The 26,456-nt window shown below is 40.4% G+C and carries 26 protein-coding genes and 1 pseudogene; 8 read left to right on the top strand and 19 right to left on the bottom strand.

Features of this window, described 5'->3' with window-relative positions; genetic code table 11:
• Positions 1-202: 202 nt before the first annotated feature.
• From ACYVIL_RS11585 to ACYVIL_RS11550, 8 genes are all read right to left on the bottom strand, one after another.
• Entirely contained in the window at positions 203-1,558 is a 1,356-nt protein-coding gene (locus ACYVIL_RS11585; RefSeq protein ID WP_460312533.1) for a sigma 54-interacting transcriptional regulator, read from the bottom strand.
• The gene (locus tag ACYVIL_RS11580) at positions 1,555-2,127 is read right to left on the bottom strand and encodes a hypothetical protein (protein ID WP_460312532.1); all 573 of its coding nucleotides are present in this window, start codon (positions 2,125-2,127) and stop codon (positions 1,555-1,557) included. The genes ACYVIL_RS11585 and ACYVIL_RS11580 overlap by 4 nt, the downstream gene beginning before the upstream one ends.
• The gene (locus ACYVIL_RS11575) at positions 2,124-3,530 is read right to left on the bottom strand and encodes a sensor histidine kinase (protein WP_303470067.1); all 1,407 of its coding nucleotides are present in this window, start codon (positions 3,528-3,530) and stop codon (positions 2,124-2,126) included. The genes ACYVIL_RS11580 and ACYVIL_RS11575 overlap by 4 nt, the downstream gene beginning before the upstream one ends.
• Positions 3,531-3,725: 195 nt before the next feature.
• Entirely contained in the window at positions 3,726-3,989 is a 264-nt protein-coding gene (locus ACYVIL_RS11570) for an EF-hand domain-containing protein (RefSeq protein WP_303470069.1), read from the bottom strand.
• Positions 3,990-4,405: 416 nt separating this feature from the next.
• Complete coding sequence (locus ACYVIL_RS11565) at positions 4,406-4,858, bottom strand: tellurite resistance TerB family protein (protein ID WP_303470070.1); 453 nt, start codon at positions 4,856-4,858, stop codon at positions 4,406-4,408.
• Between the two features lie 148 nt (positions 4,859-5,006).
• Positions 5,007-5,459 carry a GNAT family N-acetyltransferase gene (locus ACYVIL_RS11560; RefSeq protein WP_303470072.1) on the bottom strand — a complete coding sequence of 151 codons (453 nt, stop codon included), beginning with the start codon at positions 5,457-5,459 and terminating at the stop codon, positions 5,007-5,009.
• Between the two features lie 3 nt (positions 5,460-5,462).
• Positions 5,463-7,106 carry an ATP-binding SpoIIE family protein phosphatase gene (locus ACYVIL_RS11555; RefSeq protein WP_460312531.1) on the bottom strand — a complete coding sequence of 548 codons (1,644 nt, stop codon included), beginning with the start codon at positions 7,104-7,106 and terminating at the stop codon, positions 5,463-5,465.
• Between the two features lie 12 nt (positions 7,107-7,118).
• Positions 7,119-7,424 carry an STAS domain-containing protein gene (locus ACYVIL_RS11550; protein ID WP_303470076.1) on the bottom strand — a complete coding sequence of 102 codons (306 nt, stop codon included), beginning with the start codon at positions 7,422-7,424 and terminating at the stop codon, positions 7,119-7,121.
• A gap of 218 nt (positions 7,425-7,642) precedes the next feature.
• On the opposite strand from ACYVIL_RS11550, the gene yciH reads away from it, so the two are divergent.
• The 3 genes from yciH (at position 7,643) to pheA (ending at position 10,283) form a co-directional block, all read left to right on the top strand.
• On the top strand, positions 7,643-7,966 hold the full coding sequence (yciH, locus tag ACYVIL_RS11545; RefSeq protein WP_303470078.1) for a stress response translation initiation inhibitor YciH: 324 nt from the start codon (positions 7,643-7,645) through the stop codon (positions 7,964-7,966).
• A 26-nt stretch (positions 7,967-7,992) separates the two neighbouring features.
• Positions 7,993-8,793 carry a response regulator gene (locus ACYVIL_RS11540; RefSeq protein ID WP_460312530.1) on the top strand — a complete coding sequence of 267 codons (801 nt, stop codon included), beginning with the start codon at positions 7,993-7,995 and terminating at the stop codon, positions 8,791-8,793.
• 308 nt (positions 8,794-9,101) lie between these two features.
• The gene (gene pheA, locus ACYVIL_RS11535) at positions 9,102-10,283 is read left to right on the top strand and encodes a prephenate dehydratase (RefSeq protein WP_460312529.1); all 1,182 of its coding nucleotides are present in this window, start codon (positions 9,102-9,104) and stop codon (positions 10,281-10,283) included.
• A 77-nt stretch (positions 10,284-10,360) separates the two neighbouring features.
• Here pheA and tyrA read toward each other — a convergent pair whose 3' ends face one another.
• Positions 10,361-11,506, bottom strand: a complete 1,146-nt coding sequence (tyrA, locus tag ACYVIL_RS11530; protein WP_460312528.1) for a bifunctional chorismate mutase/prephenate dehydrogenase — start codon at positions 11,504-11,506, stop codon at positions 10,361-10,363.
• A gap of 12 nt (positions 11,507-11,518) precedes the next feature.
• Positions 11,519-12,610, bottom strand: a complete 1,092-nt coding sequence (locus ACYVIL_RS11525) for a 3-deoxy-7-phosphoheptulonate synthase (protein WP_460312527.1) — start codon at positions 12,608-12,610, stop codon at positions 11,519-11,521.
• A gap of 507 nt (positions 12,611-13,117) precedes the next feature.
• Here ACYVIL_RS11525 and ACYVIL_RS11520 point away from each other — a divergent pair.
• From ACYVIL_RS11520 to ACYVIL_RS11510, 3 genes and pseudogenes are all read left to right on the top strand, one after another.
• Complete coding sequence (locus tag ACYVIL_RS11520; protein WP_460312526.1) at positions 13,118-14,830, top strand: putative bifunctional diguanylate cyclase/phosphodiesterase; 1,713 nt, start codon at positions 13,118-13,120, stop codon at positions 14,828-14,830.
• Between the two features lie 198 nt (positions 14,831-15,028).
• Positions 15,029-16,214: pseudogene (locus ACYVIL_RS11515) on the top strand (hypothetical protein).
• Positions 16,214-16,630: a hypothetical protein gene (locus tag ACYVIL_RS11510; RefSeq protein WP_460312525.1), complete on the top strand. Its 417-nt coding sequence runs from the start codon at positions 16,214-16,216 to the stop codon at positions 16,628-16,630. The pseudogene ACYVIL_RS11515 and the gene ACYVIL_RS11510 overlap by 1 nt, the downstream one beginning before the upstream one ends.
• Before the next feature lie 208 nt (positions 16,631-16,838).
• On the opposite strand, the gene ACYVIL_RS11505 is transcribed toward ACYVIL_RS11510, so the two are convergent.
• The 9 genes from ACYVIL_RS11505 to ffh all read right to left on the bottom strand — a co-directional run bounded on the left by ACYVIL_RS11505 (position 16,839) and on the right by ffh (position 24,113).
• A complete protein-coding gene (locus ACYVIL_RS11505; protein ID WP_460312524.1) occupies positions 16,839-17,579 on the bottom strand; it encodes an enoyl-CoA hydratase-related protein in 741 nt (246 codons plus the stop codon).
• Between the two features lie 62 nt (positions 17,580-17,641).
• On the bottom strand, positions 17,642-18,193 hold the full coding sequence (locus ACYVIL_RS11500) for a sugar O-acetyltransferase (protein WP_460312523.1): 552 nt from the start codon (positions 18,191-18,193) through the stop codon (positions 17,642-17,644).
• Between the two features lie 103 nt (positions 18,194-18,296).
• Positions 18,297-19,118, bottom strand: a complete 822-nt coding sequence (locus tag ACYVIL_RS11495; RefSeq protein ID WP_460312522.1) for a Rossmann-like fold-containing protein — start codon at positions 19,116-19,118, stop codon at positions 18,297-18,299.
• 138 nt (positions 19,119-19,256) lie between these two features.
• Positions 19,257-19,883, bottom strand: a complete 627-nt coding sequence (locus ACYVIL_RS11490; RefSeq protein WP_303470101.1) for an OmpA family protein — start codon at positions 19,881-19,883, stop codon at positions 19,257-19,259.
• 363 nt (positions 19,884-20,246) lie between these two features.
• The gene (rplS, locus tag ACYVIL_RS11485) at positions 20,247-20,606 is read right to left on the bottom strand and encodes a 50S ribosomal protein L19 (RefSeq protein ID WP_303470829.1); all 360 of its coding nucleotides are present in this window, start codon (positions 20,604-20,606) and stop codon (positions 20,247-20,249) included.
• A gap of 19 nt (positions 20,607-20,625) precedes the next feature.
• The gene (gene trmD / locus ACYVIL_RS11480) at positions 20,626-21,411 is read right to left on the bottom strand and encodes a tRNA (guanosine(37)-N1)-methyltransferase TrmD (protein ID WP_460312544.1); all 786 of its coding nucleotides are present in this window, start codon (positions 21,409-21,411) and stop codon (positions 20,626-20,628) included.
• Positions 21,412-21,423: 12 nt separating this feature from the next.
• Positions 21,424-21,948 (bottom strand): ribosome maturation factor RimM, encoded by a 525-nt coding sequence (gene rimM / locus ACYVIL_RS11475; RefSeq protein WP_303470106.1) that lies wholly within the window; start codon positions 21,946-21,948, stop codon positions 21,424-21,426.
• Between the two features lie 23 nt (positions 21,949-21,971).
• On the bottom strand, positions 21,972-22,223 hold the full coding sequence (gene rpsP, locus ACYVIL_RS11470; protein WP_303470109.1) for a 30S ribosomal protein S16: 252 nt from the start codon (positions 22,221-22,223) through the stop codon (positions 21,972-21,974).
• Between the two features lie 483 nt (positions 22,224-22,706).
• The gene (ffh, locus tag ACYVIL_RS11465) at positions 22,707-24,113 is read right to left on the bottom strand and encodes a signal recognition particle protein (protein ID WP_303470111.1); all 1,407 of its coding nucleotides are present in this window, start codon (positions 24,111-24,113) and stop codon (positions 22,707-22,709) included.
• A gap of 172 nt (positions 24,114-24,285) precedes the next feature.
• On the opposite strand from ffh, the gene ACYVIL_RS11460 reads away from it, so the two are divergent.
• Together ACYVIL_RS11460 and ACYVIL_RS11455 are read left to right on the top strand one after the other, a co-directional pair.
• Entirely contained in the window at positions 24,286-25,077 is a 792-nt protein-coding gene (locus tag ACYVIL_RS11460) for a cytochrome C assembly family protein (RefSeq protein WP_460312521.1), read from the top strand.
• Between the two features lie 79 nt (positions 25,078-25,156).
• The gene (locus ACYVIL_RS11455; RefSeq protein ID WP_460312520.1) at positions 25,157-26,449 is read left to right on the top strand and encodes an HlyC/CorC family transporter; all 1,293 of its coding nucleotides are present in this window, start codon (positions 25,157-25,159) and stop codon (positions 26,447-26,449) included.
• Positions 26,450-26,456 lie beyond the last annotated feature (7 nt).

Below are 26,456 nucleotides of genomic sequence, written 5' to 3'. Positions count from 1 at the left end.
AACAAATCCGCGCCAAAGCACAGTGTTCAGAACAAGATTTATGGGGGATTTTGCATCAAGCAGTGAAAAAAATGTAGCTACGGCGATTATTTTAACGAATTTGCACTTTGATGGGCTACAGCAACCAAGATACAGAATCGACTCACCCTGAAAACCAGAGGCTAACAGAGCAAGTCGTTGGTATTGATTTTGGTAAGGGTAATTAGGCGACTTCGGGTTTGAAATCGCTGGAATGTAAATCGTGTTTCTTCATTAATTTGTGCATATCGGTTCGATTACGACCGGCTAGCTCAGCTGCGCGAGTGACGTTTCCGTCGGTCATTTTCAGCAATTTCAGCAAGTAGTTTTGTTCAAATGCATCTCTGGCTTCAGTCAGTGTCGGCCATTTTTGTTCAGAAGCAGACAGCGCTTGTTCCACTAAATGGGAAGCGATGACTGAGGTTTGGGTTAACGCGACACATTGTTCAACCACGTTAACTAACTGTCTAACATTGCCCGGCCATGGCGCGGTTGCTAACAACTGCATCGCATCATCGGAAAAACGGCTGACGTTGACGCCATGACGCTCAGCACTTTTAGCCAACAGGTAGCGGGCCAACAGTGGAATATCTTCCGAGCGCTCACGTAATGATGGTAGGGTTAAATTCACCACATTCAGACGATAATACAAATCTTCCCGGAAATTCTGTTCTTGCATCTCTTTGGCAAGGTTTTTATGGGTAGCAGATATGACTCGAACATTGATAGGGATCTGTTTGCTACTGCCCACAGGGCGAATTTGTTGTTCTTGCAGAGCTCGTAATAACTTCACCTGCAATGGTACCGGCATATCGCCTATTTCATCCAGAAAAAGCGTTCCGCCATCGGCTTCCCGAAAAAGACCTTGATGCTCATTTACTGCGCCAGTAAAAGCCCCTTTTGCATGGCCAAACAGTTCCGATTCCAACAAATTTTCTGGTAACGCACCACAGTTAATAGCCACAAATGGTTTATTGCCCCGGGTACTTGCTTTGTGTAGAGCCTTAGCAAGTAGCTCTTTACCGGTACCACTAGCGCCGCTGATCAGAACGCTCACATCTCGTTTGGCGACTCTGAAGGCCTGATCTAACAGTTGTTCCATTTGCATGGAGCGCGTAATAATCTCTTCACTCCAGGTTCCATTTTGCGCACTTTGACTTTGACTAACGGCTTTCAAGAGTAAGTCACGTAACGCATCATGGTCAATGGGTTTGGTTAAGAATCCAAACACACCTCTTTGAGTGGCTTCAACGGCATCTTGAATAGTGCCATGGGCAGTCATTAAGATAACGGGAATATCACGTCGAAGGGATACAATTTCTTCAAATAAGCTAAGACCATCTAGCCCTGGCATCCGTAAATCACTTAACACCACATCAAAACTTTGTGTGTTGAGTAAACGTAACGCCTCTTTGCCACCTTCTGCAGTGGCAACTTGATAGCCTTCACCTTGCAATCTGATCGTCATCAAACGCAACAAATTTTCATCGTCATCCACTAACAAAATACGTGGTAATGCGTTTGCTTCAGATTTGCTCATTGGCTTATCCCCTCTTTCTTCTCCATCATAGATGCCTCAATTTTTAATAATTGGTCAATTTGTTGTTGCTGTTCAAACAGTTTTTGTTGCTGAACATCAAGTTCTTTGGATTGATTGGTATTCATTCGCGTCAATATGGTTAACGCAGATTCAAATTCTAATAATTCCTGACTGGGTCGGTAAACCAATACGAAAAATAACTGCTTCATTTGTTCCGTAAGGCTAGGCACTAATTCATCTGCCCATCCTTGTGCTCTCAACCTATTTTGATAGGGAGTCCCTTTACCTTGACTTAACAGCACTTTTTTCATCAATTCGGTTTTTGTCTCACCCAACTGCGTGATCAACTCTTTGCGTTTGGTCCAAGACAAGCCGTCATGCTCAACCCAAAAATCCAGCCAGTAGGTTAACTCGCAATTATGTTCAACGGCTGAATCAGGTACAAACACACAAAACTCATTTTCTATAGGTACAATCACCTGTTTTACCGGTACTGGTGTTTCTGGAGTCATTTCGCACCCAGATAACCCCATAAAACAGCCCATTAGGATGCATGTTAACTTTTTCATGCCGCTACCTCATTTTGCGGCAAACTGACACGCATACAAACATCTGCATAGTCAACATCAACTATTTCCACCGTCCCATGCATCATTCGTGCACAATCTGCAACTATCGATAAACCTAAGCCTGAGCCAATCACCCGGTCGTTACGTTTGTGTTCACCCCGTTTGAAAGGTTCGAAAAGTGATTTACGCTGTTCCAATGGAATCTTTCGACCACGATTAGCCACATCCAAAATCAACCTATCCTCTTGATTATAAAGCTTAATATCTATTGGACGCCCTGTTGTTCCATGGGCCAATGCGTTAGACAAAAGGTTATCAATAATCCGTCTATATAAATTGGGATCTACAGTCATATTTATCACTTTGTTTTCAACATTCACTTCATTATTATGTTGTTGTATTGCTAAAGCATTATCAACTAGCGCCGCATCTAGCAAACTTTTAGTGTCTGTTTTTTCATACACAGGCTTAGCCTGTTGCAATAACAAGTTGTAGTCAAGTAATTGTTCAATCAGCAAGTTCAAACGTTCTGTACTACTGGTTAGTAAACTCACCACTTCTTTTTGTTGATCGTTCAAGGTTCCCACGACACTCTCGGAAAGTAATGAGCACCCTTCTTTGATGCTGGCTAATGGTGTTTTTAACTCATGGGAGGCGTGGCGCAACAGGGCGTGACGAAGATGTTCAAGTTGATTTAATCGCTCAGCCAACCAATGCAGTTTGTGTTCGACTTCGATCAATTCCTTAGGGCCGGAAGTCGAAACCTTAGGTAAGGTTTCGGATTGTTTGGCAATTTCGCCAATTATACGTTCGATTTTCGTGACGGGAGAGAGGATCAACTGACTTGCGAAAATAATCAGCAACAATGAAACCGTCACCAATACGCCGGTGGACCAGGCTTGTGTCTGTTGGACAGAATCTACATAATCTTGCTGTTGTTTAATTCTTTCATCGAGTAAATAATCAACCTGCTCTTGGAGTTCTTCAAGAGAACGGCGAAACTCGGCTAACTGCGCATCCAAAAGTAGTTTATCTTCAATTTCCACATTATTTTCAAACCAAGCAATGCGCTTTTGCAGAGCTGAACACACATATTCATTGGGTAGCTCAGCACAAACGTTAATAAGCTTAGTTTCAAGACGATTAATTGAATTATCAGAGAGCTGTTTTAATTCTGGCTTTTTTAACACATGGTACTGTCGAATTAACCGTTCAACGTCAATGGCGATATTTTCCATGTCGCCAATTTGCCGAGCCATGGTGACCGAAAACTGCGCTTCGCTAGCGGCAATTTGGGCCATTTTAGTCAAGGTACTTTGACTGTGCCACAGCAAGACAGCAAGGGGGATCAGCGCAATAAGAAAGCTGATTAATGTGAGTTGTCGCAACGATCCAATTTGCATTTTCATACCTCAGACTACTTTGTACAAATTGGAGTATCCTATCTTAAGACGTGAAATGAAACCAAACAAATTGCTGCTTATTAAAAGAACCTCAACATCAGGTTTTTTTGGGGAGTAATATCGTTTCAGAACCGAAAAAACCAGAATGTTGAGGCAGAAAACCTGTAGCCTAAGATTTCGTTTAATAGAGACCCGTTAGGCTTTTTTATTGATTTGCTTAATTAGATTTGATTCGCTCAGCTCCTCAGCACTAATTTTTCCATCACCGTTGCTATCAATTTTACCAAAAGCTGCCAATAAATTAGGATCGGCAACCGCTTCGCGAATACTAATCATGCCATCATCATCTAAGTCCATTTCGGCAATTAGATCGGATTGAGCAAAGGCGGTATTGCTTACCAGTGAGTGCAAGACGGTGGCACCTACAAACACAATGCCCATGAAATTGAACGTTTTCATACAACAATCTCCATTTGAACTGATTAGCTGACCCCTTTAGCGAAAAAAGGAAGAGGCATCCATGCCATGCAATGCGTTAAAACGCATTCAGAATGACTTAAATTAAGTTGCAAACGCCATCGCAGCCAATAACAAAACCGTTATTTATAAGTCACCATCGCTGTGTTCTTCCTTGAATAGTCGTAGGAACCAGTACGACTAACACAGTTACACCCAACGGCTATAACATGTTTCATGCCACTCTTGATTTTACTTGTATTTTCAGTAGGTTATGATTCTTTATAAAGAAATTGAAAGGGAGAATGAGCAGGCAGCGTTACTTATTTGCAACACCTACCACTCAGGTTTTATTTTATTGTTTACATTCAATAAGTTAGCATGTATTCAATTAATGACAATTAGGGTTTTAAGGGGCGTTAGCCTGTATTTTCGGTCACTTTAAGTTTAGATTGAATGAATTCGCTGTGGGGAATATGCAGTAGATCTGATATTCGGCGTATTAAATTAATTTCATGCACATCAAGATGCTTATCAGCGTAGGCGACGCGCCACAGAGATTCCAAAATTTGACGTTTTTCTTGCACATCACAATGCTGATTGATGGTGCGCGTAAACTGATGATAATCCACTGCTTGTTTTGCTTGATCAGAAGATAGCTTCATCAAACTAGCTAGTTCAGACTCGGTTAAATCAAAATGGGTTTTTAGTATCTGTTGGTAAGTATCTTGTTCAGACGCTTCAAACTTACCATCTGCACGCATAATTTCAAACAATAAAACAGCCGTAGCAAGCTCTATGGTTTGTTGCTCTGACACGGGATCATGCTGCTGTAAGTTCTGTTGGAACCAGTCACTTAGTGCTTTAAACATAAATACTCCTAGTTGTTAAAGCGAGCCAACAAAAAATAATACTTTCAAGCAATTCAAAACAAGCTTGATGGGCTGAATAGACCAAGATTTAAGTTTGCTGACCCTGGCACATTTGAGTTGTGTACTAAACCTGCCTATTTATTCTATTTTAGTTATCGGTTTCATACATATAATAATGACTGGGCTGCATTCCAAGTTTTTGGTATGTTTGTTGTGCGATTACATTGTCGTGTTCAACATATAATCGAAAACCGCACACTCCTTGAGTTTGATCTGCCAACTCCTTTACTTTTTCATATAACCCTGAGTAAATGCCCGTGCGTCTGTTTTCTGGTCGCACATACACACTTTGAATCCACCAAAATTGGCTGTTCCGCCAATCACTCCACTCAGTTGTTACCATTAAACTGCCAACAATAACGCCATCTTCTTGCTCCGCAACCAGGTAAAAACCTTTAGTCCTATCCCCAATAAGTGCACTAACTCCGGCAGTTAATACTTCATTTTGCAGTTTTTTCTGTTCCGTTTCCCAAGCCATTGCTTGATTGAAATCGACAATTGCTTGGATATCATTTTCTTCGGCTTGCCTGATTGTTATCACACTTCACACCTTTATTTTTGCTAATACTGAGCGTCCTTCATCAAAGTATTGAACGCTTTGACACAAGGTTTTAATAAGGGAAATCCCTCTCCCATAAGTATCTGATTCTTGATTCGATTGCACCCTTTGATAATCAAACCCATCTCCGGAGTCGGATAGTTTAATCGACAACAGGGTTGCTTGGGGCTCATAGCCGATGGATATTGTAATCTCCCCTTGCTTTAATTTCTGTAATCTTTGGTTGCGAATTTTAAAATATTCAAAGAAGCCTTCCGTAGACTTTTTGATATTGGAATCTAATTTTAAAATTCCATGATCTAACGAATTCATAAATAACTCGCTTATTACCGTAGATAAATCAGAGCGCACTCTTTGCATACCTAACTGACTACAGACCATCACAACTATGTCGTAAATAGGCGTAAACTTGATTAACTGCTCTACTTTCAATTCAACGGTGATGGTAAAAGGCAATTGGGTGATTTCTATTTGCGACTTAAGTTCGCTTAAATCTTGGCAGGTATAACTAATTAAAGTGATGTCGTCTAATTGCTCTGCCTTGCCTCTAAATTTTTCAGTACGGTGACTAATTTCCTCTACTGTTATGGCTGGATCAGATGTCAGCCAATTCAGTATCGCTTCGTCGCCCAACATTTGTTCTTCAGCATTGGTAAGTTCGATAACGCCGTCTGAGTACCCAATTAACCGATCTCCCAGTCGTGCGTTAAAGTATTCTATGTTTTCCTCAAAATCATCGACGTCTAATATACCCAAGGCCATATGTAACGAAATAAAGCGCTTAGATATGCGTCCTTCAGGTGTGACCACCGCCAGATCGGGCATACCGCCATTCCAAACTGAAAATTGTTGACCAGACGCTGAAATTTCCACCACAACTGCCGCAAAAAACATATCTTCCGGGAGCAAAGATAACAGGATTTCATTGAGGGTTTGGGAGATTTCTGAAACCGATAAGCCTTTCCTAGACATCGCTTGAAACGCTCTAGCCACGGGCAGAGCGCCCACTGCTGATGCAAGGCCATGGCCGGTAAAATCTCCCATCAAAAAATACAGACCACCTGATGGACTCGGCTCACTTAAAAAGACATCTCCGTTAAAGGTACTAGCAGGAGCTAATCGATAATCAAAAAACGTTTTAGTGCCTGGATTAAGAGTTAATGCATTGGCAAAAATATGCTCAACAATGGCGTGTTCTCGCTCAACTCCTTTGCGAAAATAGTTTAGTTCCCTATTTTGTTTGTTGGTGCGAATACTTAACAAACGAGTGCGGGCGTGGGCTCTTATTTTTGCAGTTAAAATATTCCTGTCGAATGGCTTAGTGGCAAAATCATCCCCACCTACTTCAAGACAACGAGTCAGTGCCGCCTGATCGTCCATTGCCGTGATAAAAATCACCGGCAAATAGATATCGCCTGCCATCTTTTTTAACAGCGGTGCGACTTCATAACCGTCCATATCAGGCATAACAACATCAAGGAGGACTAAATCAGGACGAATTTTTTTCGCCAATTGTAAGGCTTCTCTGCCAGTCTCAGCTTCAAAACAATCTGGGTACCCTGCTTCTTCAAGCATGTGAAGAAGCATAAATCGATTCAAAGACTCATCATCAACGATTAATATTCGCAAAGTAATAACTACCTAATTCATTTCGAACTTTTTATCAAAGCGAGAAATTTTTAAAATTTTGGCTACTTGAGGGCGGCAGTTGATAATTTTGAAGGTGCTGATTTTATCGACCATAGTCTTTTGCATATTCAATAACATACCCAGTGCAGAACTGTCCATGTACTCGGTGTTAGATAGGTCAACAGTAATTGTATTTACCTCATCGGGCGCTGATAAATAAGCGTCTCTAAACTCTTGCACTTTGTCAAAATCAAACCTTTCCTCCATAAAAATGATCAAATCTTTATTGCCGTTAACCAAGCAGGTATCCAAGCTCATTCTCACTCCATAAACTTTCTAGCGTTGAATTAACTATACTTTCTCATAAGGAAGTTAATTGGCAAATATTTTTAGTATGGCCGCTCAAAGTATAGTGCGTTTAGTATAAAGCGTTATTTCGTTTTCGTCGGATTAATACGAAGAACCCACAGATTTGGTTTTAATGGGCTCATTTTTTGTCTAAACTGACGCTATCTTTAGATTAAACTAGTGTAAATATGTCACAAAACAACCTGGTATACAGCACGGGCTTGGGTAGACTAAAGCCACAAGAAGAAACGCCTCACAAACCTAAAAACTCCGATGGAATAGTTAGAATACGTCGCGAGACCAAAGGCCGAAAAGGCAAAGGAATGACGACCATTGATGGAATAGATCTGCCAATGGATGAACTAAAAAGTTTATGTTCCGAACTCAAGAAAACCTGTGGAACAGGTGGTGCGGTTAAAAATGGCGTTATTGAAATTCAAGGCGATAACCGTGATAAAATTAAATTATTACTTGAGAAAAAAGGGTTAACTGTCAAGCTTGCCGGCGGTTAAGTTTTCTACTCCAATTCAGGATTTTTATGGACCACCTATCGTTAAGCGATGTCAATATTCTTTTAATTGAGCCATCAGATACCCAACGAAAAATTATTTCGTCACTGCTGATTAAAGAAAATGTTGGCTCTGTAGATTCCGTTTCAACTCTAGTTGAAGCTAAAAGTGCGCTGCAATCCCACCGCAGTGACGTTGTTGTGAGCACCATGTATTTTGAAGATGGGACTGGCTTAGACTTAATAAAATACATTAAAAGCAACACTGAAACGGCTTCAATTCCGTTTATGTTAGTCAGCAGTGAAAACCACGTAGCCAAATTGGAAGAATTTAAGCAAGCTGGGGTGGCGGCTATTTTGCCTAAACCCTTTAAACCAATTCATTTGACCAGAGCACTAAACGCAACCTTAGACTTAATAAATACCGAAGAACTCGAACTCGAATACTATGATCTTAATAATGTGAGAGTGCTGTTGGTGGATGATAGTCGTTTAGCCAGAAACCATATTCGTAGAGTGTTGGAAGGGTCTGGGTTAACCGATATTAAAGAAGCTGAAAATGGCGCATCGGCATTAACCCTGTTAAAAGATAATGTTTTTGACTTGGTTGTCACCGATTATAATATGCCTGAAATGGACGGACGAGAGCTATCTGAGTACATTCGGTTTAACCCTGAAACATCCCACATCCCCATTATTATGGTGACCTCAGAAGCCACTAACAGTGCTCACATGGCAAATATTCAGCAAACTGGAGTTAACGCTCTGTGCGACAAGCCTTTTGAAGCTCAGGAAGTACGTAAAATTCTGGCTACCCTATTAGGCAATTAGTGATTAGCGAAGATGTACCACATTGCAATTAGCAATATCTAATATCAACTTGCGATTGACAAAATTAGGGTGAATCAATAAATTCAACGCATCACTATCTAATCCAGTGTAATAACTGATTAGTTATTGTTTTCTTACCCATTTGAGTAGCGCTCAATTAAGTCTCGTATTTAAAAACAAAGCGCTCAAAAAATTGGCTACATGAATTTGGCTCAATTGAGATTAAGTCATTCTGGTAGTCCAGTAGTCTTCTATAAAGCCTCCTTAGTTGGAGGCTTTATATTTATAGTAAAAATAAAGTGAATTGTATGTCGACCTCAGAGCTAACTAAATTACGAGAACTCATTACCGCCCTTGACTCCCAATTGCTGGAAATGTTGGCAAAACGCCAGCAGTATACAAACAGTGTTGCTGAAACCAAAATTCGCAACCAAATTCCCGTTCGAGATCATGTAAGAGAAGAAGAACTGTTAATTCGTTTGATTAAAAAAGGACAAGAGTATGGTCTTGATCCGCACTACGTTACGCAAATTTTTCATGTCATTATTGAAGACTCGGTGCTGAATCAACAAGCCCTTCTAGCCGAACGAGCTAACCCCGGCAGTCGTTTACCTTTAAGCCGTGTGGCATTTTTAGGGGATAAAGGTTCCTACAGCTACTTAGCTACTCAAAAATATTTTTCCAGAAGAGCAGGCGAATTATTAGAGATTGGCTGTTCGAGCTTTGCTGAAATTATTGAAAAGGTTGAATCTAATCAAGCAGATTACGCCGTTTTACCCATAGAAAATACGTCCTCTGGGAGTATCAACGAAGTATACGATTTGCTGCAACATACAAGTTTATCCATTGTTGGCGAGTTAACACACCCCATAAAACATTCAATGCTAGCCGCAACGGACACGGACATTAGTAAAATAAAAACTCTTTATGCACATCCTCAAGTATTTGCACAATGTAGTTATTTCTTAGCAGATTTAGGCAATATCGAAGTTAAACCCTGTGAAAGCACGTCTGCTGCGATGTTAATGGTTAACCAAATGAATAGTGAGTCTGTCGCAGCAATTGGCAGTGAAACCGGCGGCGCTCTATACGGCCTAACGGAAATCAAATCTAATCTTGCCAATCAACAAGAAAACCATAGCCGATTCATTGTGGTGGCCAGAAATGCAGTAAAAGTGCCTCTGCAAATCCCTGCCAAAACTACTTTAGTAATGTCAACGGTACAAAAGCCGGGAGCCTTGGTTGATGCGCTTCTGATCATTAAAAATAATCAAATCAATATGACAAAGCTGGAATCACGCCCCATCAATGGCAATCCATGGGAAGAGATGTTTTATATTGATGTTGAAGGCAATGTACAAGACGGTCCTATGCAAAAAGCCTTAGAGGAATTAGCTGCTACCACTCGTTATTTCAAAGTACTAGGGTGTTATCCTAACGAAGAAATTAACGCCACTAAGGTGGCTGCGGTCAATGCCCTAACCGCATAAACATTTAATCATATCCATACAAAAAGCCCCTAATTAGGGGCTTTGATGTATTTCGAGGCGTATTTCCTTGATTTGTATTAAGAATTTACATCCATAACTCTGTCATCGTCAGCTTTTAACAATAACTTTTTGCTACTGACCAAACACTGTTTAGCATATGGCCCAAACCAATGGCCAATGGTGAAGAACTGTTTTACAAATTCACCTTTATCGCCCTTCTCTAAAAGCGCTAAGGCATCATCAAATCGGTCTCGAAAACGTTTAAGCAAGCCGATACTTTCCGCATTTGTAAAAATGATATCTGCGTATAATTCTGGATCTTGCGCAAATAATCGGCCAACCATGCCAAGTTCCAATCGATAAATTGGCGAACTAAATGCAACTAACTGATTAAGATCAGGATCCTCTCCTGCCAGGTGGGCACCATACACGAAGCTACTAAAATGGCGCATTACCTGAATAAATGCCATGGCATCATCGTGCTCTTTGGCGGTACTTTCATGGACGATCGCCCCCCAAGTTTTAATCTGCTCAATAAGCCATTGGTAAACTTCAGGCTGCCTGCCATCACAAACCACTACCACTTGTTTCACTAGACTTTGAACATCTGGCCCAAACATGGGATGTAATCCAACCACAGGCCCTTGATGGCTTTCCATCATAGTGTTTAGAGGGTTGAGTTTTGTACTCGTCACATCAGCTAAAATCGCTTTTTTCGGCAATAAAGGTCCTAACTTGCGAATAATGGACTCAGTTAATTTAATCGGTACCGCCACCAAAACCAAATTGCTACCCGCTAAAATACTCTCTGCATTAGGCCAATCATGCTGCTCTAAAACAGTCACTGAATAGCCACTGCGAGTAAACATATCTACAAAAATTCTACCTAGCGCCCCTGCTCCCCCAACCACCACAATCTTTTTAACCTCTGGGCCTTTGCACAGATATTGATTATTTTGTGTCTGGTAAGACTCACGCATTATTCTGCGCAATAAGTCTTCAATTAAATTTGGGGGAACACCTTTGTCCTGCGCTTCATCTCTGCGTTTAGCAATCAGTTCAGCCTCTCGGCTAGGAACATAAATAGGCATACCAGTACGACTTTTAAATTCGCCAACTTGCGTGGTTAACTTGGCTCGTTGAGACAATATATCGACCAATTGACTATCCAATTTGTCAATTTTAACGCGCAGTTCATCAAGTGAAATCGGGGTATCTGGCATGCTAGTTTTACCTTAAGCGGAATCTTTAAATTTATTTAATCTCATTGGCAGTACTGTAATGAGCTTTTCTCTTGATTGATTAATCAAAGTTTCAGTATCTTCCCAACCAATACAGCCATCGGTAATGGAAATGCCATAGTCTAGCTCACTCGGTAGCTTTCCGTCACTTTTTTGATTACCTGCTTTTAAATGACTTTCCAGCATGATGCCAATAATTGACTGATTACCTTCTAAAATCTGATTTACCACGTTTTTTGCAACCAGTGGTTGACGACGATAATCTTTACTTGAATTAGCATGACTGCAATCAACCACTAACCCCGCATGTAAATTAGATTTTTGTAGTTCAATTTCGCATTCAGACACACATACAGAATCATAATTAGGTTGTTTTCCACCACGCAAGATGATGTGACCATCTGGATTACCCTGGGTTTTAATCACACTCACCTGACCTTGTTTGTTAATTCCCATGAAGCTATGACCAGAAGCAGCTGATTGTAAGGCGTTAATCGCAATATTTAGACTACCATCAGTACCGTTTTTAAAACCAACTGGCATAGATAGGCCACTGGCCATTTCCCTGTGTGTTTGAGATTCAGATGTTCTCGCTCCAATCGCCGACCAACTGAAAAGTTCTGCTAAATATTGGGGACTAATAGGATCTAACGCTTCTGTTGCCAGTGGGATCTCAAGTTCCGCCAACCAAATTAGAAGTTCTCGAGCTTTACGTAATCCAGCTTCAATATTAAATGTGCCATCTAATGCTGGATCATTGATCATACCTTTCCAACCGACTGTGGTTCTCGGCTTTTCAAAATACACGCGCATAACAATAAATAAGGTGTCTTTGCACGACTCGTGAAGCTCTTTAAGCTTAAGCGCATATTCTTTGGCTGACTCAATATCATGAATAGAACAAGGACCTGAAATCACCAGTAAACGATGATCTCTGCGGTGAATAATATCACTAATAATTGCACGGGAATCTTCAATTGCTTTGAGAGCCTTTTCACTTACAGGCAACTCTTTTGCTAATTGCTCAGGTGTGACCAACACATCTTCAGCACTCACGTGTACATTGTTTACTAAATCTTTATGCATAACTATCTTTGATTACCTACATCTAAAAACGCTAAATTTTAACCGCAAAACCAATGTAAACTTTTAAATACACTTATAAATACATCAATTTCCGAAACAGGCTTGACTTTTTACCAGCGTTTAATTGCGAGTGCAACCTGATTTTACCAAAACCAGTAAATTCGCTCGTTTGCTGTACGAAAACAGTGAAATTGACAGTATAAAAAGCAGTAAGCTGTATTAAGGTGAGTTAGTTGTCGTAAACGTTTATCTGCGCAATTCTACTGAATTAACTGTTATTCACAGTTTTCAATCTAAGGTTTAGCACGTTAATTTGACTAAACCAGCAATGTTAAATCTATTGCAAACCTCGATTTTTGGTGTTTGATAGTTTACCTTTGATACTGGTTTATTCGATTTGCCAAGGAATAAAATTCATTCTCTCCTGAATTAAAAGGATTTTTAAATGGCTAGATTACAATTGTTTAGCAATAAGCTGATATCAATTGGTTATCAAGGAAGGTAGAAGTGATAAGCAATTTATTACTATTCGGTGGTTTGTGCCTAATTGCGGTTGCTGTTTCAGCTGCCTTGGCTTTCCCTTGGTTACGTAATCTGAGGTTAGCGAAAAGCCTCGCGTTATATTCATTACACTCAGCAAATTTAATTATCTTACTAAATAAAAATGGCAAGATTGATTTTATCAACTCATCTGCCCTCCAATTCTTACAAGAAAATGGATTATCAGGCGATGATGGTCAAGCTTTGTTGCCAGAAAACTTACACTTTCAGCAACAAAGTGCCCTAGCAGAAAAACCACATCATCAACACTTTGAAGTAGAAATACAGCAGCATAATTTTGCCTGTGAACTTATATGGCATGCCGAAAATAAACTATGGACCTTAAGTTTAGTTGATATTTCGAAATACAAATTGAACCAACAAAAACATCGCTCACACATCCAGGTAAATCCGGATACAGGGTTCGATAACCATTACGCGTTCAAGGAAATTATTGAACAAATGGTGAATGAAAAATTAAACTTTATTGTAGGCCAATTGGAAATTCGCTCTTATTCAAAACTATTAGCCGATGATGATATTGAAACCAACCGTCGAGTATTGAAGCAGCTTGCGAGCTTATTAAAACAAACTTGTTTAAAGACGGGTCTAAACATACGTTTATTTCAATTGAGTGAGAAAAGATTTGGCATAATTTTAGCTGATAATAATCGTCATCATACAGTTGAAAATTTAGTGACAACAATCAATACTCAGGTCGACAAAACGCAGTTTTCTGGTCAACATTCACTGCAGCTTGATTATGGTTTTACGCACTTCCCATCAGATGGAAGCAGTGCTGAGGATATTATTCGCAATACACGTATTGCGTTAGAAAATTCCGCCAGTCAAGAATTTAGCGATTATATGATGTTTAATAATGAGCTAGGACAATCTGTAAATCGTCAAAATACCCTCCAAGACGCTATGCGCACAGCCCTAACAAGTAATCACTTTCAATTGTTTTTTCAGCCTCAATACTCACTTAAAGACAAAAAAGTAATTGGCGCTGAAGTCCTTATTCGTTGGCAATTTGAAGAACAATGGATTTCCCCTTCAGAATTTATTCCGTTAGCAGAACATTCAGGATTAATTTTACCCTTAGGTGATTGGATCTTAGCCAGCGTGTGTCATAAGGCCAAACATATGCTGACAGAAGGATATGAGGATATCGTTATTGCAGTGAATATTTCACCGAAACAATTTTCAGCACCTAATTTCGTAAAAATGGTTCAACACGCATTATTAGCCAGTGGATTGCCAGCCAAAAACCTTGAACTAGAAATAACCGAAGGCGTTCTTTTTAATATTGACACAGAGGCCATCAGCACATTGAATTTACTCAATGAAATGGGAATTAAACTCGCCATTGATGATTTTGGGACGGGTTATTCAAGTTTAAGTTATTTACAAGCTTTCCCAGTAAGCAAACTCAAAATAGATCAATCCTTTGTTCGTAACATGCATCTTAATAAAGCAGACAAATCAATTGTAAAAAGTGTAATAGAATTAGGCAATGAATTAGGGGTAACACTAATTGCTGAAGGTGTAGAGCAAAACGAACAGGTTGAATTGCTAACCCAAATGGGGTGTGACGAAATACAGGGATATTGGTTAAGTAAACCTTTAGATGAAAGTTATTTTAGTCATTTTCTGCATGCTAACCATTGTGTTTCTTAATTGACTGAGCTTGTGTAAAACCGGTTAAAATAGTGTTAATTACACATAGAAGTTTATTAAAAAAGACCTTTTTCTAATTTTAATGACTATTTAAACACACAAGTGGTTGACTCTTGCATTAAGCATAGTATTTTTAGGGTTAATAAACATCCCAAATAGAAAATCGTTATTTTGAAACTATCAACGTTACAAATTTCCCTGTTTTGTTCCTTAATTTTCCTTGGCATTAGTCCTTCAGCCATATCAAAAGATAATGAAAAACTGCAATTTTCTGGTTTTGCGCGAGTGGTTTTAGGGTACTTTGATGACGAAAACGCTGAATATGTAGGTTACGACAATAGTTTGAGTGTTGATAAACAATCTTTGCTGGGTATTCAAGGAGATTATTTATTTAGTGATGAACTTTCCTTTACCGGACAAGTTGTCGGCTTCACAGACGAACAGCGTAATTCAGGTTTAGAATGGTTGTATGTCACTTATGCGCCAAGTAATGCATGGCAGGTTAAACTTGGCAGGCAGCGAATTCCTTTTTTTAATTACAGTTAATTACAGTGACAGTCTTGATGTAGGCTTTGCATATCCTTGGCTGACCTTACCGCAACAATTTTATGACACAGCTTTCTTTTCCACCTTTGATGGAGTGTTAGCGAATTATGAGTTTGCATTTGGTGACTGGCTAATTAGCTATGAAGGTTATTGGGGCCGATTTGACGACAAGATTTATTTAAATAGCCAAGAAATAAACACCAAAGTCATAGGTCTTTTTGGGCTTAATGCCAGTATCTATTATGATAATTTGACGGTTCGTGCATCTTTTAATCAAGGTGATACAAACATTGAGCAAACAGAAGCCGCTGAATTCAGCCAACTATTGCGCCAACTAGGATTTGAAAATAATGCTGACTGGTTAAACGCCAGTGGCGTCATTCAGCTTTATCATTTTAGCGCCAATTACGAGAACGTGGATTATTTTGTGCGCAGTGAATTCTCTAAGTTCAATGGAAAAAGTGGTTTAGTCGCAGATATAGAAAGTTTTTACATCTCTGCAGGTTACAACTTCTACCCTTACACGGTCTACCTATCTTATAGCAAGAAAAACCTTCATTTTGACCACCCAGAAAATGAGATTCCATTTGGCGTCTCTACACAACTGGATACCCTTGCAGCTACTTACCTTGGTGTTTTAGCCGCTTTTCCTGACGACAAAGCAGCAGGCACTAAATTAGGAGTGCGCTGGGACTACTTAGCAAACTTAGCGTTTAAAGCTGAAATGACTTTTGTAGAAGCTAAAGAGAAAATTAGTAACGATTATGCAGTTAAAGATTTAGGTGGTTTTGATGGTCACGGAGTCTTATATCAACTGGGGGTAGAGTGGGTATTCTAATGAAAATTAGCTTTATTCTGTTATCCATAATGTTGCTCAATAGTACGCAAATGGCCTCTGCTGAACATATTATTATTGTCGCCAACACACAGGATAAATCCATTGAACTCAATCGACAACAAATTAGAAATTTGTTTATGGGAGGGGCTGTTCCTTACCAGTTACATGCCATCGCGTTAGCCCCTGAGAATAAGAGTCGACTGTTGTTTAACAACAAAGTGATTGGTCTGACAGAGTCTCGAATCCAATCATATTGGGCTCAGATGCGCTTTACAGGACGCAAAAAAGAACCTAAACAAGTCAATTCAGAAAGCGAACTACTCGAATACCTTTTAAATAACGAAGGCTCTTTGGGATATTGCAGTTCCGATATGGAAATCCCCAGCGAGTTAACTGTGTTGTTGACGGTTGATTAGCGGTTAATTAACGGCACAAGACCCTGCAACCTTCCCTAGTCTGATTTGTAGCTGTTGCATTAATCTCGATAAGCACAAATACGCATTATGCGCAAAGATAGCAAGAAACAGTCTCAGAGGCTCCTAGAGAGCCTCTATGTTAGAGATTGATAAAAAGGTTTATAGCGAGTATGAAATGCGTTTTCTTTTATACGATTGTTCTTTTTCGCTATTTCTTTTTAAAAAATGGCGCAACGGCTTGTTTGAATTCCTCTGATGCCAGTTGATTCACAAACTCAATATTTTCTTTAGTCATTTGATTGTTTATTTCTTCTCTTTGCGGATCGCGGATCAGTGCTTTACTTTTCATCATGGCTTTAACGGGTAAGCGCGCAATATGTTGACTAACCTCAGCGGCAAGGGTCTGTAGATTATCGTCAGTCGTCACTCGTGACACTAAACCATAACTCAATGCTTCTTCACTATTAAGTGTACGACCAGCAAGGAGAATGTCGTTAGCAATAGCATGACCTACGATATTTGGAAGTAAAATGGATGATCCTGCTTCAGGTACTAAACCCAATTTAGTAAAAGGAGCTGTAAAGGTAGCGCTTTGTGACGCCAACACAATATCACAATGCAATAGCATCGTTAGCCCTACCCCTATGGCCTGGCCATTTACCGCAGCAATCAATGGTTTATTCATCTTCGGCAGGGCTCTTAGAAATAACTGTACTGGTGACGCATCAGTCATTGTCTGCTGTAAGAAATCTTTCAAATCGTTTCCGGCAGTAAAGGTATCACCTTCAGCACGTATCAAAACACAATGTATTTCATCATCGGTTAAGCTTCGCTCTAACCCATTGGCCAACTCGGTATACATTTGCTGATTGATGGCGTTTTTTTGGGCTGGACGATTAAACGTTAAGGTTAAAACATTATTCTCTAGTGTAGTGATAATTTCTTGCATATAGGCCTCTCTCGTTAACTTTTTAACGAATGTTTAGTTTCTAGGGTTTATTGTTATTCTGGTCAGTCAATCACAATAGCCGGTACACCCGTTACAGTGGTATTTTCTGCCACATCTTTAGTGACAACAGCGCCCGCGCCAATAATGGCATTTTTGCCTATGTTTATCCCTGGTAAAATTTTAGCGCCCATACCTATCCATGCACCATCTCCAATACTAATCGGATGGGCGGTTTCCAGGCCTTTTTTACGTTTTTGTGGATCCTTAGGATGGCTGGCAGTTGAAATAAGCACCCCGGGAGCGAGCAGCACATCATCGCCAATGGTAACGGGAGCAGCGTCTAAAATGACAACGCCATGATTGGCATAAAAATTTTTTCCCAGATGAATATTGAAGCCGTAATCACAATAAAAGTGTGGTTCAATCCAAAAGTTGTGGCAATCACCAAATAACCCTTTGAGTAACTTCATACCTTGCCTAAAGTCTTTTGGTGCTAACTGGTTAAACAAGTGGCATTGTGTTTTGGCATGCATTCGCTGAGCTTGCATTTCTTTGTTGCTAGGAAAGTATTCCAGACCAGCAGTTAGCTTTTGTTTTTCACTCAAATCGTTCATTTCAGGCGATTCCCTTTATCATGACAAGCACTCTATATGATGACACTGTTTTTTTCGAATCATTGGCAATGATAACCAAATATAAATAATCTACCGTTGGTATTTAGTTATCATTTGCGGGGTCGGCGCTTAGTTTCTTACCTTGGTTAAGGAATGTTTGCCAAAGTTTTTCGTAACCTTCAAGCCGAAGATGGAAGGATGATTGATTATGTCGTTGCCAATCTTGGGCGGAATAAAAAGGTCCTTTGCCACACAGATTACAATGGTTAGGTTGGTGTTTGCTACTAGGGCGTAAATTCAGCTCAGAATAATCAGATTTATGATCCCCCCAAACATAGGTTTTACTTTCAGTAGATTTAAGTATTTTATCCCGGTCAACATTACGTAGTTGATAACTGGGAAAGCCGGATTGCTTGAAGGTTACCCAGCCTTGAAACTCTATTTTTTGCGGTTGTGGATTTAAGTTCTCAATATTCCAATGGGAGTAAGGTTTGACGTCTTTAGAGGTGACATAAGCTAACTGCTTGCCGTTTGGATCGAGAAAATAATCAAAACTATGCTTCAAAAAATGCCAGATAAGCAATCTATTTAGGGTATTTTTATGTAATTGCCCTTTAGATTCAAACTCGGCTTTATTGCTGAACGCTGGGATTAAAGGGAATTGGAATATAACAACATCAAAGACTTTCGATAAACTTGCTGGAAAACTGCTTATATCACCAATATCCAAGTTATAAACAATCTTCACCCCACGGGCAGATAAATTCGCTATTTCATTTTTATGATATTTGCTAATTAACCTTTGCCTGTCGTCTAAAACAGACGCATTCACATTTTTAATCGCTAAATCCTTGAAAATAGACCAGGAAAAAGACAAATCACCATCGCCAACGGTCAACACTCGCCAATCTTCGTGTAAATACATTTTTAGTGTTAAAGGTTCCAGTGTTATAACATCAATTTACCTAGACCCCAGATACAAAAACGGTTTCAAAAGAAACCGTTTTGAGATCTGTACAGAAAGATAAAAGCGCACATCTTCGTACTTAATAAGATGCCGGTATTATTGCACAGGTATAATCCGCAATTCCACTCGACGATTCTGCTGACGACCGCTTGCGGTATCGTTACTGCTAATGGGTTGTGACTCACCAAATCCCAACGTCTGCAAACGGCTGGTAGCCACTCCATTTGACTCTAAATAAGCAGCCACACTATTTGCTCTTTGTATCGATAATTGTTGGTTGTAGGCTGCATCACCAACAGAATCAGTATGCCCCTCAACGCTCAAGCGAGTCTTTTCATAACGATTGATGACTTTAGCCACATCATTCAGTACCGGATAAAAATTGGTAACGATTGAAGCCTTTCCTGTTTCAAAGGTGATATTACCGGGAATAGCTAAGCGAATGCTGTCGCCTTCTCGATACACTTCAACACCACTTTGCGCCAACTCATCTCGGAACTCTTCTTCTTGATTATCCATGTAGTTACCAATAGCGCCTCCAGCTAAAGCGCCTAGAGCAGCCCCCCAAACATAGCGACTCTTGTCATTGTCGCCTGTGCCTTTTCCAGCCAGCGCTCCCAACACAGCGCCTATTCCAGCTCCTTTTTGCGCATTATTGGCATTAGAAGCACAGCCACTGATAATCAAAGTTGACAGGGTTATTGCTAAAAGTGTTTTTTTCATTCTTTTCTCCGTTAGTGAAAATACAGCAGAACTTTTCAACTTGTTTGCCTTTTTTGCAATCAAATCATTGGTTTTGGTATTAGGGATTGCAGAAACTATACCAATACGTTACTCACTGTGGACTTAACTTAAATATTGATGCAAATCTGATAATTACAAGAGTAACAGGCAAAAACTGAAGGTTAACTGAACAGGTATTTATGACCTACTAGGTATTTTTTACAAAGTAAGTTGAAAATATGAAATTAAGCCTACAAATCCTCATTCATCAACTATTCATAAACTTCATAATTTTTCTTAGGGCATAAAAAAACCCGCTTTCGCGGGTTTTCACAAGTTAACAATAACGCATTAATTAAAATCTTAGTTAAGCTTTTCTCTGATACGTGCAGATTTACCTGAACGCTCACGAAGATAATAAAGCTTAGCTCGACGTACCGCACCACGACGTTTAACTTCAATAGAAGAAACTGCAGGGCTGTGTGTTTGAAAAACACGTTCAACGCCTTCGCCGTTAGAGATCTTACGTACAGTGAATGCAGAGTGTAGGCCACGGTTACGCTTAGCGATTACAACGCCTTCGTAAGCCTGAAGACGCTCTTTGTCGCCTTCTTTAACTCGTACTTTAACAACAACTGTGTCACCCGGCCCGAAGGACGGAAGATCAGTTTTTAACTGTTCTTGTTCAATTTTCTTGATGATATCTTGATTGATTTTGCTCATCATATCCTCTCATCCTAGATTAACTGTCATCTTGCTGCGAAAACGATTTTTGGAATGCTTCCAATAAACGTTCTTGCTCCTCAGTCAGAGCTAGGTCATTTAACAATTCAGGGCGTCGTAGCCAGGTTCTCCCTAGCGACTGTTGTAACCGCCACTGCCTGATTTTTTGATGATTTCCACTTAATAACACTTCAGGAACATTACGACCATCTAAGCTCTCTGGACGGGTATAATGAGGACAATCCAATAAACCATCAGTAAACGAATCTTGTTCTGCTGATTGTTCATGTCCCAACACACCTGGCACAAATCGCGATATCGCATCCATTAGCACCATCGCCGGAAGTTCTCCACCGCTTAACACATAATCACCAATCGACCATTCTTCGTCGACTTGTGACTGTATGACTCGCTCATCGATACCTTCATAACGACCGGCGACAAATATCAGGCTGTCATTTTCAGACAATGCCTTCACACCGGCTTGGTCTAACTTCTTTCCCTGAGGTGAAAGGTAAATCACCTTAGTTGGTTTACCCGCTGCTTTCTTGGCAGCGTGTATTGCGTCTGTTAATGGCTGAACCATCATCAACATCCCAGGACCACCGCCATAAGGGCGGTCATCAACAGTACGATGCTTGTCGTGGGTAAAATCCCTTGGATTAAAGAAATCTACTCTCAACAATCGGTTTTTCACCGCTCGCCCTGTTACTCCCTGCTGAGTAAAGCTGCTAAACATTTCTGGAAACAGACTCACCACACCAAACCAACGAAGTTCGCAAGAGTTAGCCCCTTGCTCTGTCATTAGTGGGTTCATTTAAAACCCGGGATCCCAATCAACCTTGATTGTTCTAGCCTGCATATCAACCGTTTTAATAACCTGCTCTCGCAAGAATGGCAACATGCGTTCTTTTTGACCGAAAGCATCATTTGAATTGGCTTTCACTAACATCACATCGTTAGCACCCGTTTCAAACAGTTCTTTCACTACACCCAAATCGTAACCATTTTCGGTTATAACTTGCATGCCGACTAGGTCTCGCCAGTAATAGTCATCATCGGCCAGTTCAGGTAGCTGTTCAGCTTTAATGGAAATCTCTAGATTTTTGATACTTTCAGCATCATCACGAGATTCCACCCCAACCAGTTTCGCGACAACGCCTTTATTGTGCGTTCGCCAGAGGTCAACGATATATTCTTTTTTACCATCGCCCAAAAGCCATGGTGAATACTCAAATACACCTTGTGTTTCGTCAGTATAGGTAGTGATTTTAACCCAACCTTTCACACCATAAGGTGCACCGATTTTGCCAATCACTATTGTGTCAGACGCTAGACTCATCTATACCTCAATTTCTGTAGTGCTTACGCAGCTACGACTTTTGCATCTTTTACCAAGCGAGCAACGCGCTCAGACAAGGTTGCACCATGTCCTACCCAATGCTCAACACGCTCAAGATCTAAACGCAAACGCTCTGCTCGACCTTGTGCAGTTGGGTTGAAAAAGCCAATGTTCTCAATGAACTTGCCGTTACGTGCACGACGACTGTCTGCAACCACTACTTGATAAAATGGACGCTTTTTAGCGCCACCACGCTGTAAACGAATAGTAACCATATAAATGCCTCAAACTCGTAATAGCGTTACTGTTAACTTGTTTGCCCTGCTCTTCGATATCAAAGACACCGAAAATCAAGGCCGCCGAATTATACTGATATGGCCTAGGAATGCAACTAAGAATAGCTTGGAATTGCTAATAATTAAGTAATTATCAGTAAATTGCACGATTAACCACCCCAATGTAAGGTACGCAATGGCAACTTTAACCACGTTCCTTCTTTTCAGCCCTTGCCACAACTCCATTTCACTTGCTCAATAAATAATCAACTAAATCAAAAATTACCGTGAAAGAGGAAAAAATGCAATCAACTAAAGGGAAATTCAAAAAGTTAGGAATTTAACGATACAGCTTTATTGTAATCAGGTGGGTTATTTCGACATTTTTGCGATGAATATATTCGAGGTTAGGTGTTTTAGATATTAAATGGCGGGGAAAGTGAGAGCTGAAGGTACATCTCCAGCTCAACATCTTAAACTGTTTTAACGCTTAGGTGGAAACATTCCTCCCATGCCACCTGGACCAGGGCCACCCATTCCGCCACCTGGAGGCATCATACCTTTCATGTTTCGCATCATTTTTTTCATGCCACCACCGGACATTTTTTTCATCATTTTTTGCATTTGGGTAAACTGTTTTAGCAAGCGATTGACGTCTTGAATCTGCGTTCCCGAGCCAGCAGCTATACGCCGTTTTCGCGAACCTTTAATAATATCTGGACGCTGACGTTCACCCGGCGTCATAGAATTAATAATGGCTTCCATTTGGGTAAACTGTTTGTCATTGGCCTTTTCTTTCATTTGCGCCGTCATGTTGCCCATGCCAGGCAATTTATCCATCATGCCCATCATGCCGCCCATGTTGCGCATTTGCTCTAACTGCTCTTTAAAATCTTGCAGATCGAAGCCTTTGCCTTTTTGCACCTTTTTAGCCAGTTTTTGCGCTTTGTCTTTATCAACCTTGCGCTCAACTTCTTCAATCAGGCTCAGTACGTCTCCCATGCCTAAGATGCGAGAAGCAATACGCTCAGGATGGAAAGGTTCTAAGGCATCGAGTTTTTCACCCATACCAATAAACTTAATCGGTTTACCGGTAATATGACGGACTGATAACGCGGCACCACCTCTAGCGTCACCATCTGCTTTGGTTAAGATCACCCCCGTTAACGGAAGCGCTTCATTAAAGGCTTTCGCGGTGTTAGCTGCATCCTGACCGGTCATGGCGTCTACCACAAACAAGGTTTCAATTGGCTTAACCGCTGCATGGAGATCTTTGATTTCTCCCATCATTTCATTATCTACGTGCAAACGACCCGCAGTATCCACAATTAGCACATCGAAAAATTGCTTTTTCGCATGATCGATTGCGCCGTTAGCAATATCAATGGGACGTTGTAGAGTACTAGAAGGGAAAAAGCCAACATCTAAATCTTCAGCAAGTGTTTGAAGTTGTTTAATAGCCGCGGGACGGTAAACATCGGCACTGACCACCAATACTTTTTTCTTTTCACGCTCTTTTAAATACTTTGCAAGCTTACCAACACTGGTGGTTTTACCCGCACCTTGTAAGCCTGCCATCAAAATAACCGCTGGAGGCTGAGCCGCTAAATTGAGGCTTTCATTAGCCGCGCCCATAACTGATTCAAGTTCAGATTGAACAATTTTGATGAAAACTTGGCCAGGTTTTAGGCTTTTAGTGACCTCAGTGCCCACAGCTCGCTCTTTAACCTGTGCAACAAAATCACGCACCACGGGCAATGCAACATCCGCTTCCAGCAATGCCATTCTGACTTCACGTAGAGTGTCTTTGATATTATCTTCGGTTAATCGGCCTTTACCGCTAATATCTCTTAGGGTTTTACCTAAACGTTCTGTGAGGTTCTCAAACATAATTCTATTGTTTCCTATTTCTGATAATTAGGATTATACCTAATGTATTTGAAGATAAGAACCTTACTATTAAGAAGATTTATTTGGGCTGGTTTAATATATACGGTAAACTTAATCAGTTTTCTCACTCTAACTGTTTGAATTACGACTACTTACCATAGGGCTTTTAAAAGTGTTAATAGAAATTGTCTGCATCGTTTTTTATCTGTTTGCCGCAGGCTGGGTAACCTCACGTTTATTTCACCACCAAGGTCCGAACCCTAAACTTATGTTAATACCGGCTTTTCTAGCCTTAACAACTCACCTTTATTTATTGATAGAGGCTCTCAATCAAGCGCCTGGTGCGAATATGAGTATGCTCAATGTAGCCTCATTGATTGCATGGTTGGTTACGGTCACAATGACAATTGCATCTTTTGCACTGGCAACCGCCATTTTAATGCCAGTTGTTTTTGGGTTTTCCGCACTTATCGTGCTCCTTGGTGCGTTAATTCCAGAAGTACATATCATGCAAATTCAACTGCAACCCGATTTGGTGATACACATCACTTTGGCGTTGCTTGCCTATGGTTGTTTAATTATTGCCGTGTTGTACGCGTTGCAATTGGCTTATATTAATGAACGCTTAAAACAGAAAAAAACATCGCTATTGCATTCGTCCTTACCGCCACTGATGACCGTTGAGACCATATTTTTTAAATTATTATTAGCTGGCACCCTACTTTTGACCTTATCATTGATCAGCGGCTTCCTTTTTCTCGATAATATGTGGGCCAATGAGCAAGCTCATAAAACCGTGTTATCGGTTATCGCATGGTTAATATTTTCCGCTACCACCATTGGCCATCATCAATGGGGATGGCGGGGCAAACCGGTAATATCTGCAACCCTAGTTGGGGCATTTTTGCTAACATTGGCTTATTTTGGTAGTCGATTTGTGAAAGAAGTGATTTTAAAGGCGTAAAGTAATTACATATTCAGCTTGAATCCTGATGAAGATAAACATACATTCATACCTGACCCATAATATAGGAACTATTTAGTTGGACGACATCTCGACGAGTACGTTAATTACGCTGCTCGGCATTCTGATATTTCTTTCTGCATATTTTTCTAGCTCTGAAACAGGAATGATGTCGATTAATCGATATCGACTAAAGCATCTTGAAAATGAAGGTCACAAAGGAGCCCTGCGTGTTACTAAACTACTCGCGCGCCCTGACAGACTAATAGGATTAATCCTGATAGGGAATAACCTGGTCAATATTGCGGCTGCCTCTGTGGCGACAATATTGTGCTTGCGATTATTCGGTGATGTTTGGGGATTAGCTATCGCAAACTTCGGTTTAACCTTTGTCATCCTTATTTTTGCTGAAGTGACTCCGAAAACGGTGGCCGCACTGTATCCTGAAAAAATCGCCTTCCCCAGCTCCATTATTTTGCTGCCACTGATGTTCCTGTTGTATCCCTTGGTTTATTTAATAAATGGCATTTGTAATGGATTATTATTGTTGTTACGCGTGAATCCGGTGAATAACGATGGTAAAAACCTAAGTCGTGAAGAGTTACGCACTGTGGTGCACGAAGCTGGCGCGCTCATTCCTCAAAAGCACCAAGAAATGCTGGTTGGTATTTTGGACTTAGAAAAGGTTACTGCGGAAGATATTATGATCCCCCGCAGTGAAATCGTTTCCATTGATATCAATGACGAATGGAAAGATATACAGCGCCAACTGGTTAACGCCCAACACACTCGCGTGCTGTTATACAGAGACAGCATCGACGATGCAGTTGGTTTTGTTCACATGCGTGATGCACTGCGCCTTTTGTCTAAAGACCAGTTTACCAAGGCCAGTTTATTACGTGCTGTGCGAGAAATTTATTTCACCCCTGAGTCAACGCCTTTACACACTTTGATGTACCAATTTCAAGCGGCTAAGGAGCGAATTGGATTAGTTGTTGATGAATATGGCGACATTCAAGGGTTAGTGACATTAGAAGATATCTTGGAAGAAATCATTGGTGATTTCACTACCAGTATAGTGCCTGACCATTCCAAAGAAGCGAATATTCAACAAGATGGCAGTGTGTTGGTTGACGGTAGCGCTAACTTAAGAGAATTGAACAAAGAAATGGATTGGCACTTTCCCACAGAAGGTCCTAAAACCTTAAATGGATTGATTTTGGAACATTTAGAAGATATTCCAGATGCCAATATCAGCGTGCGGATTTATGGTTATCCGTTAGAAATTATTGAAATTAAAGATAACATGGTCAAAACCGTCAGAGTACTGCCAGCTTATTACAGTATTCCCCCGGAAGACGAAACAACCTAGGGATACC

Source organism: Aliiglaciecola aliphaticivorans (assembly GCF_054782055.1).
This window is presented reverse-complemented; position numbering and strand designations above follow the sequence as displayed.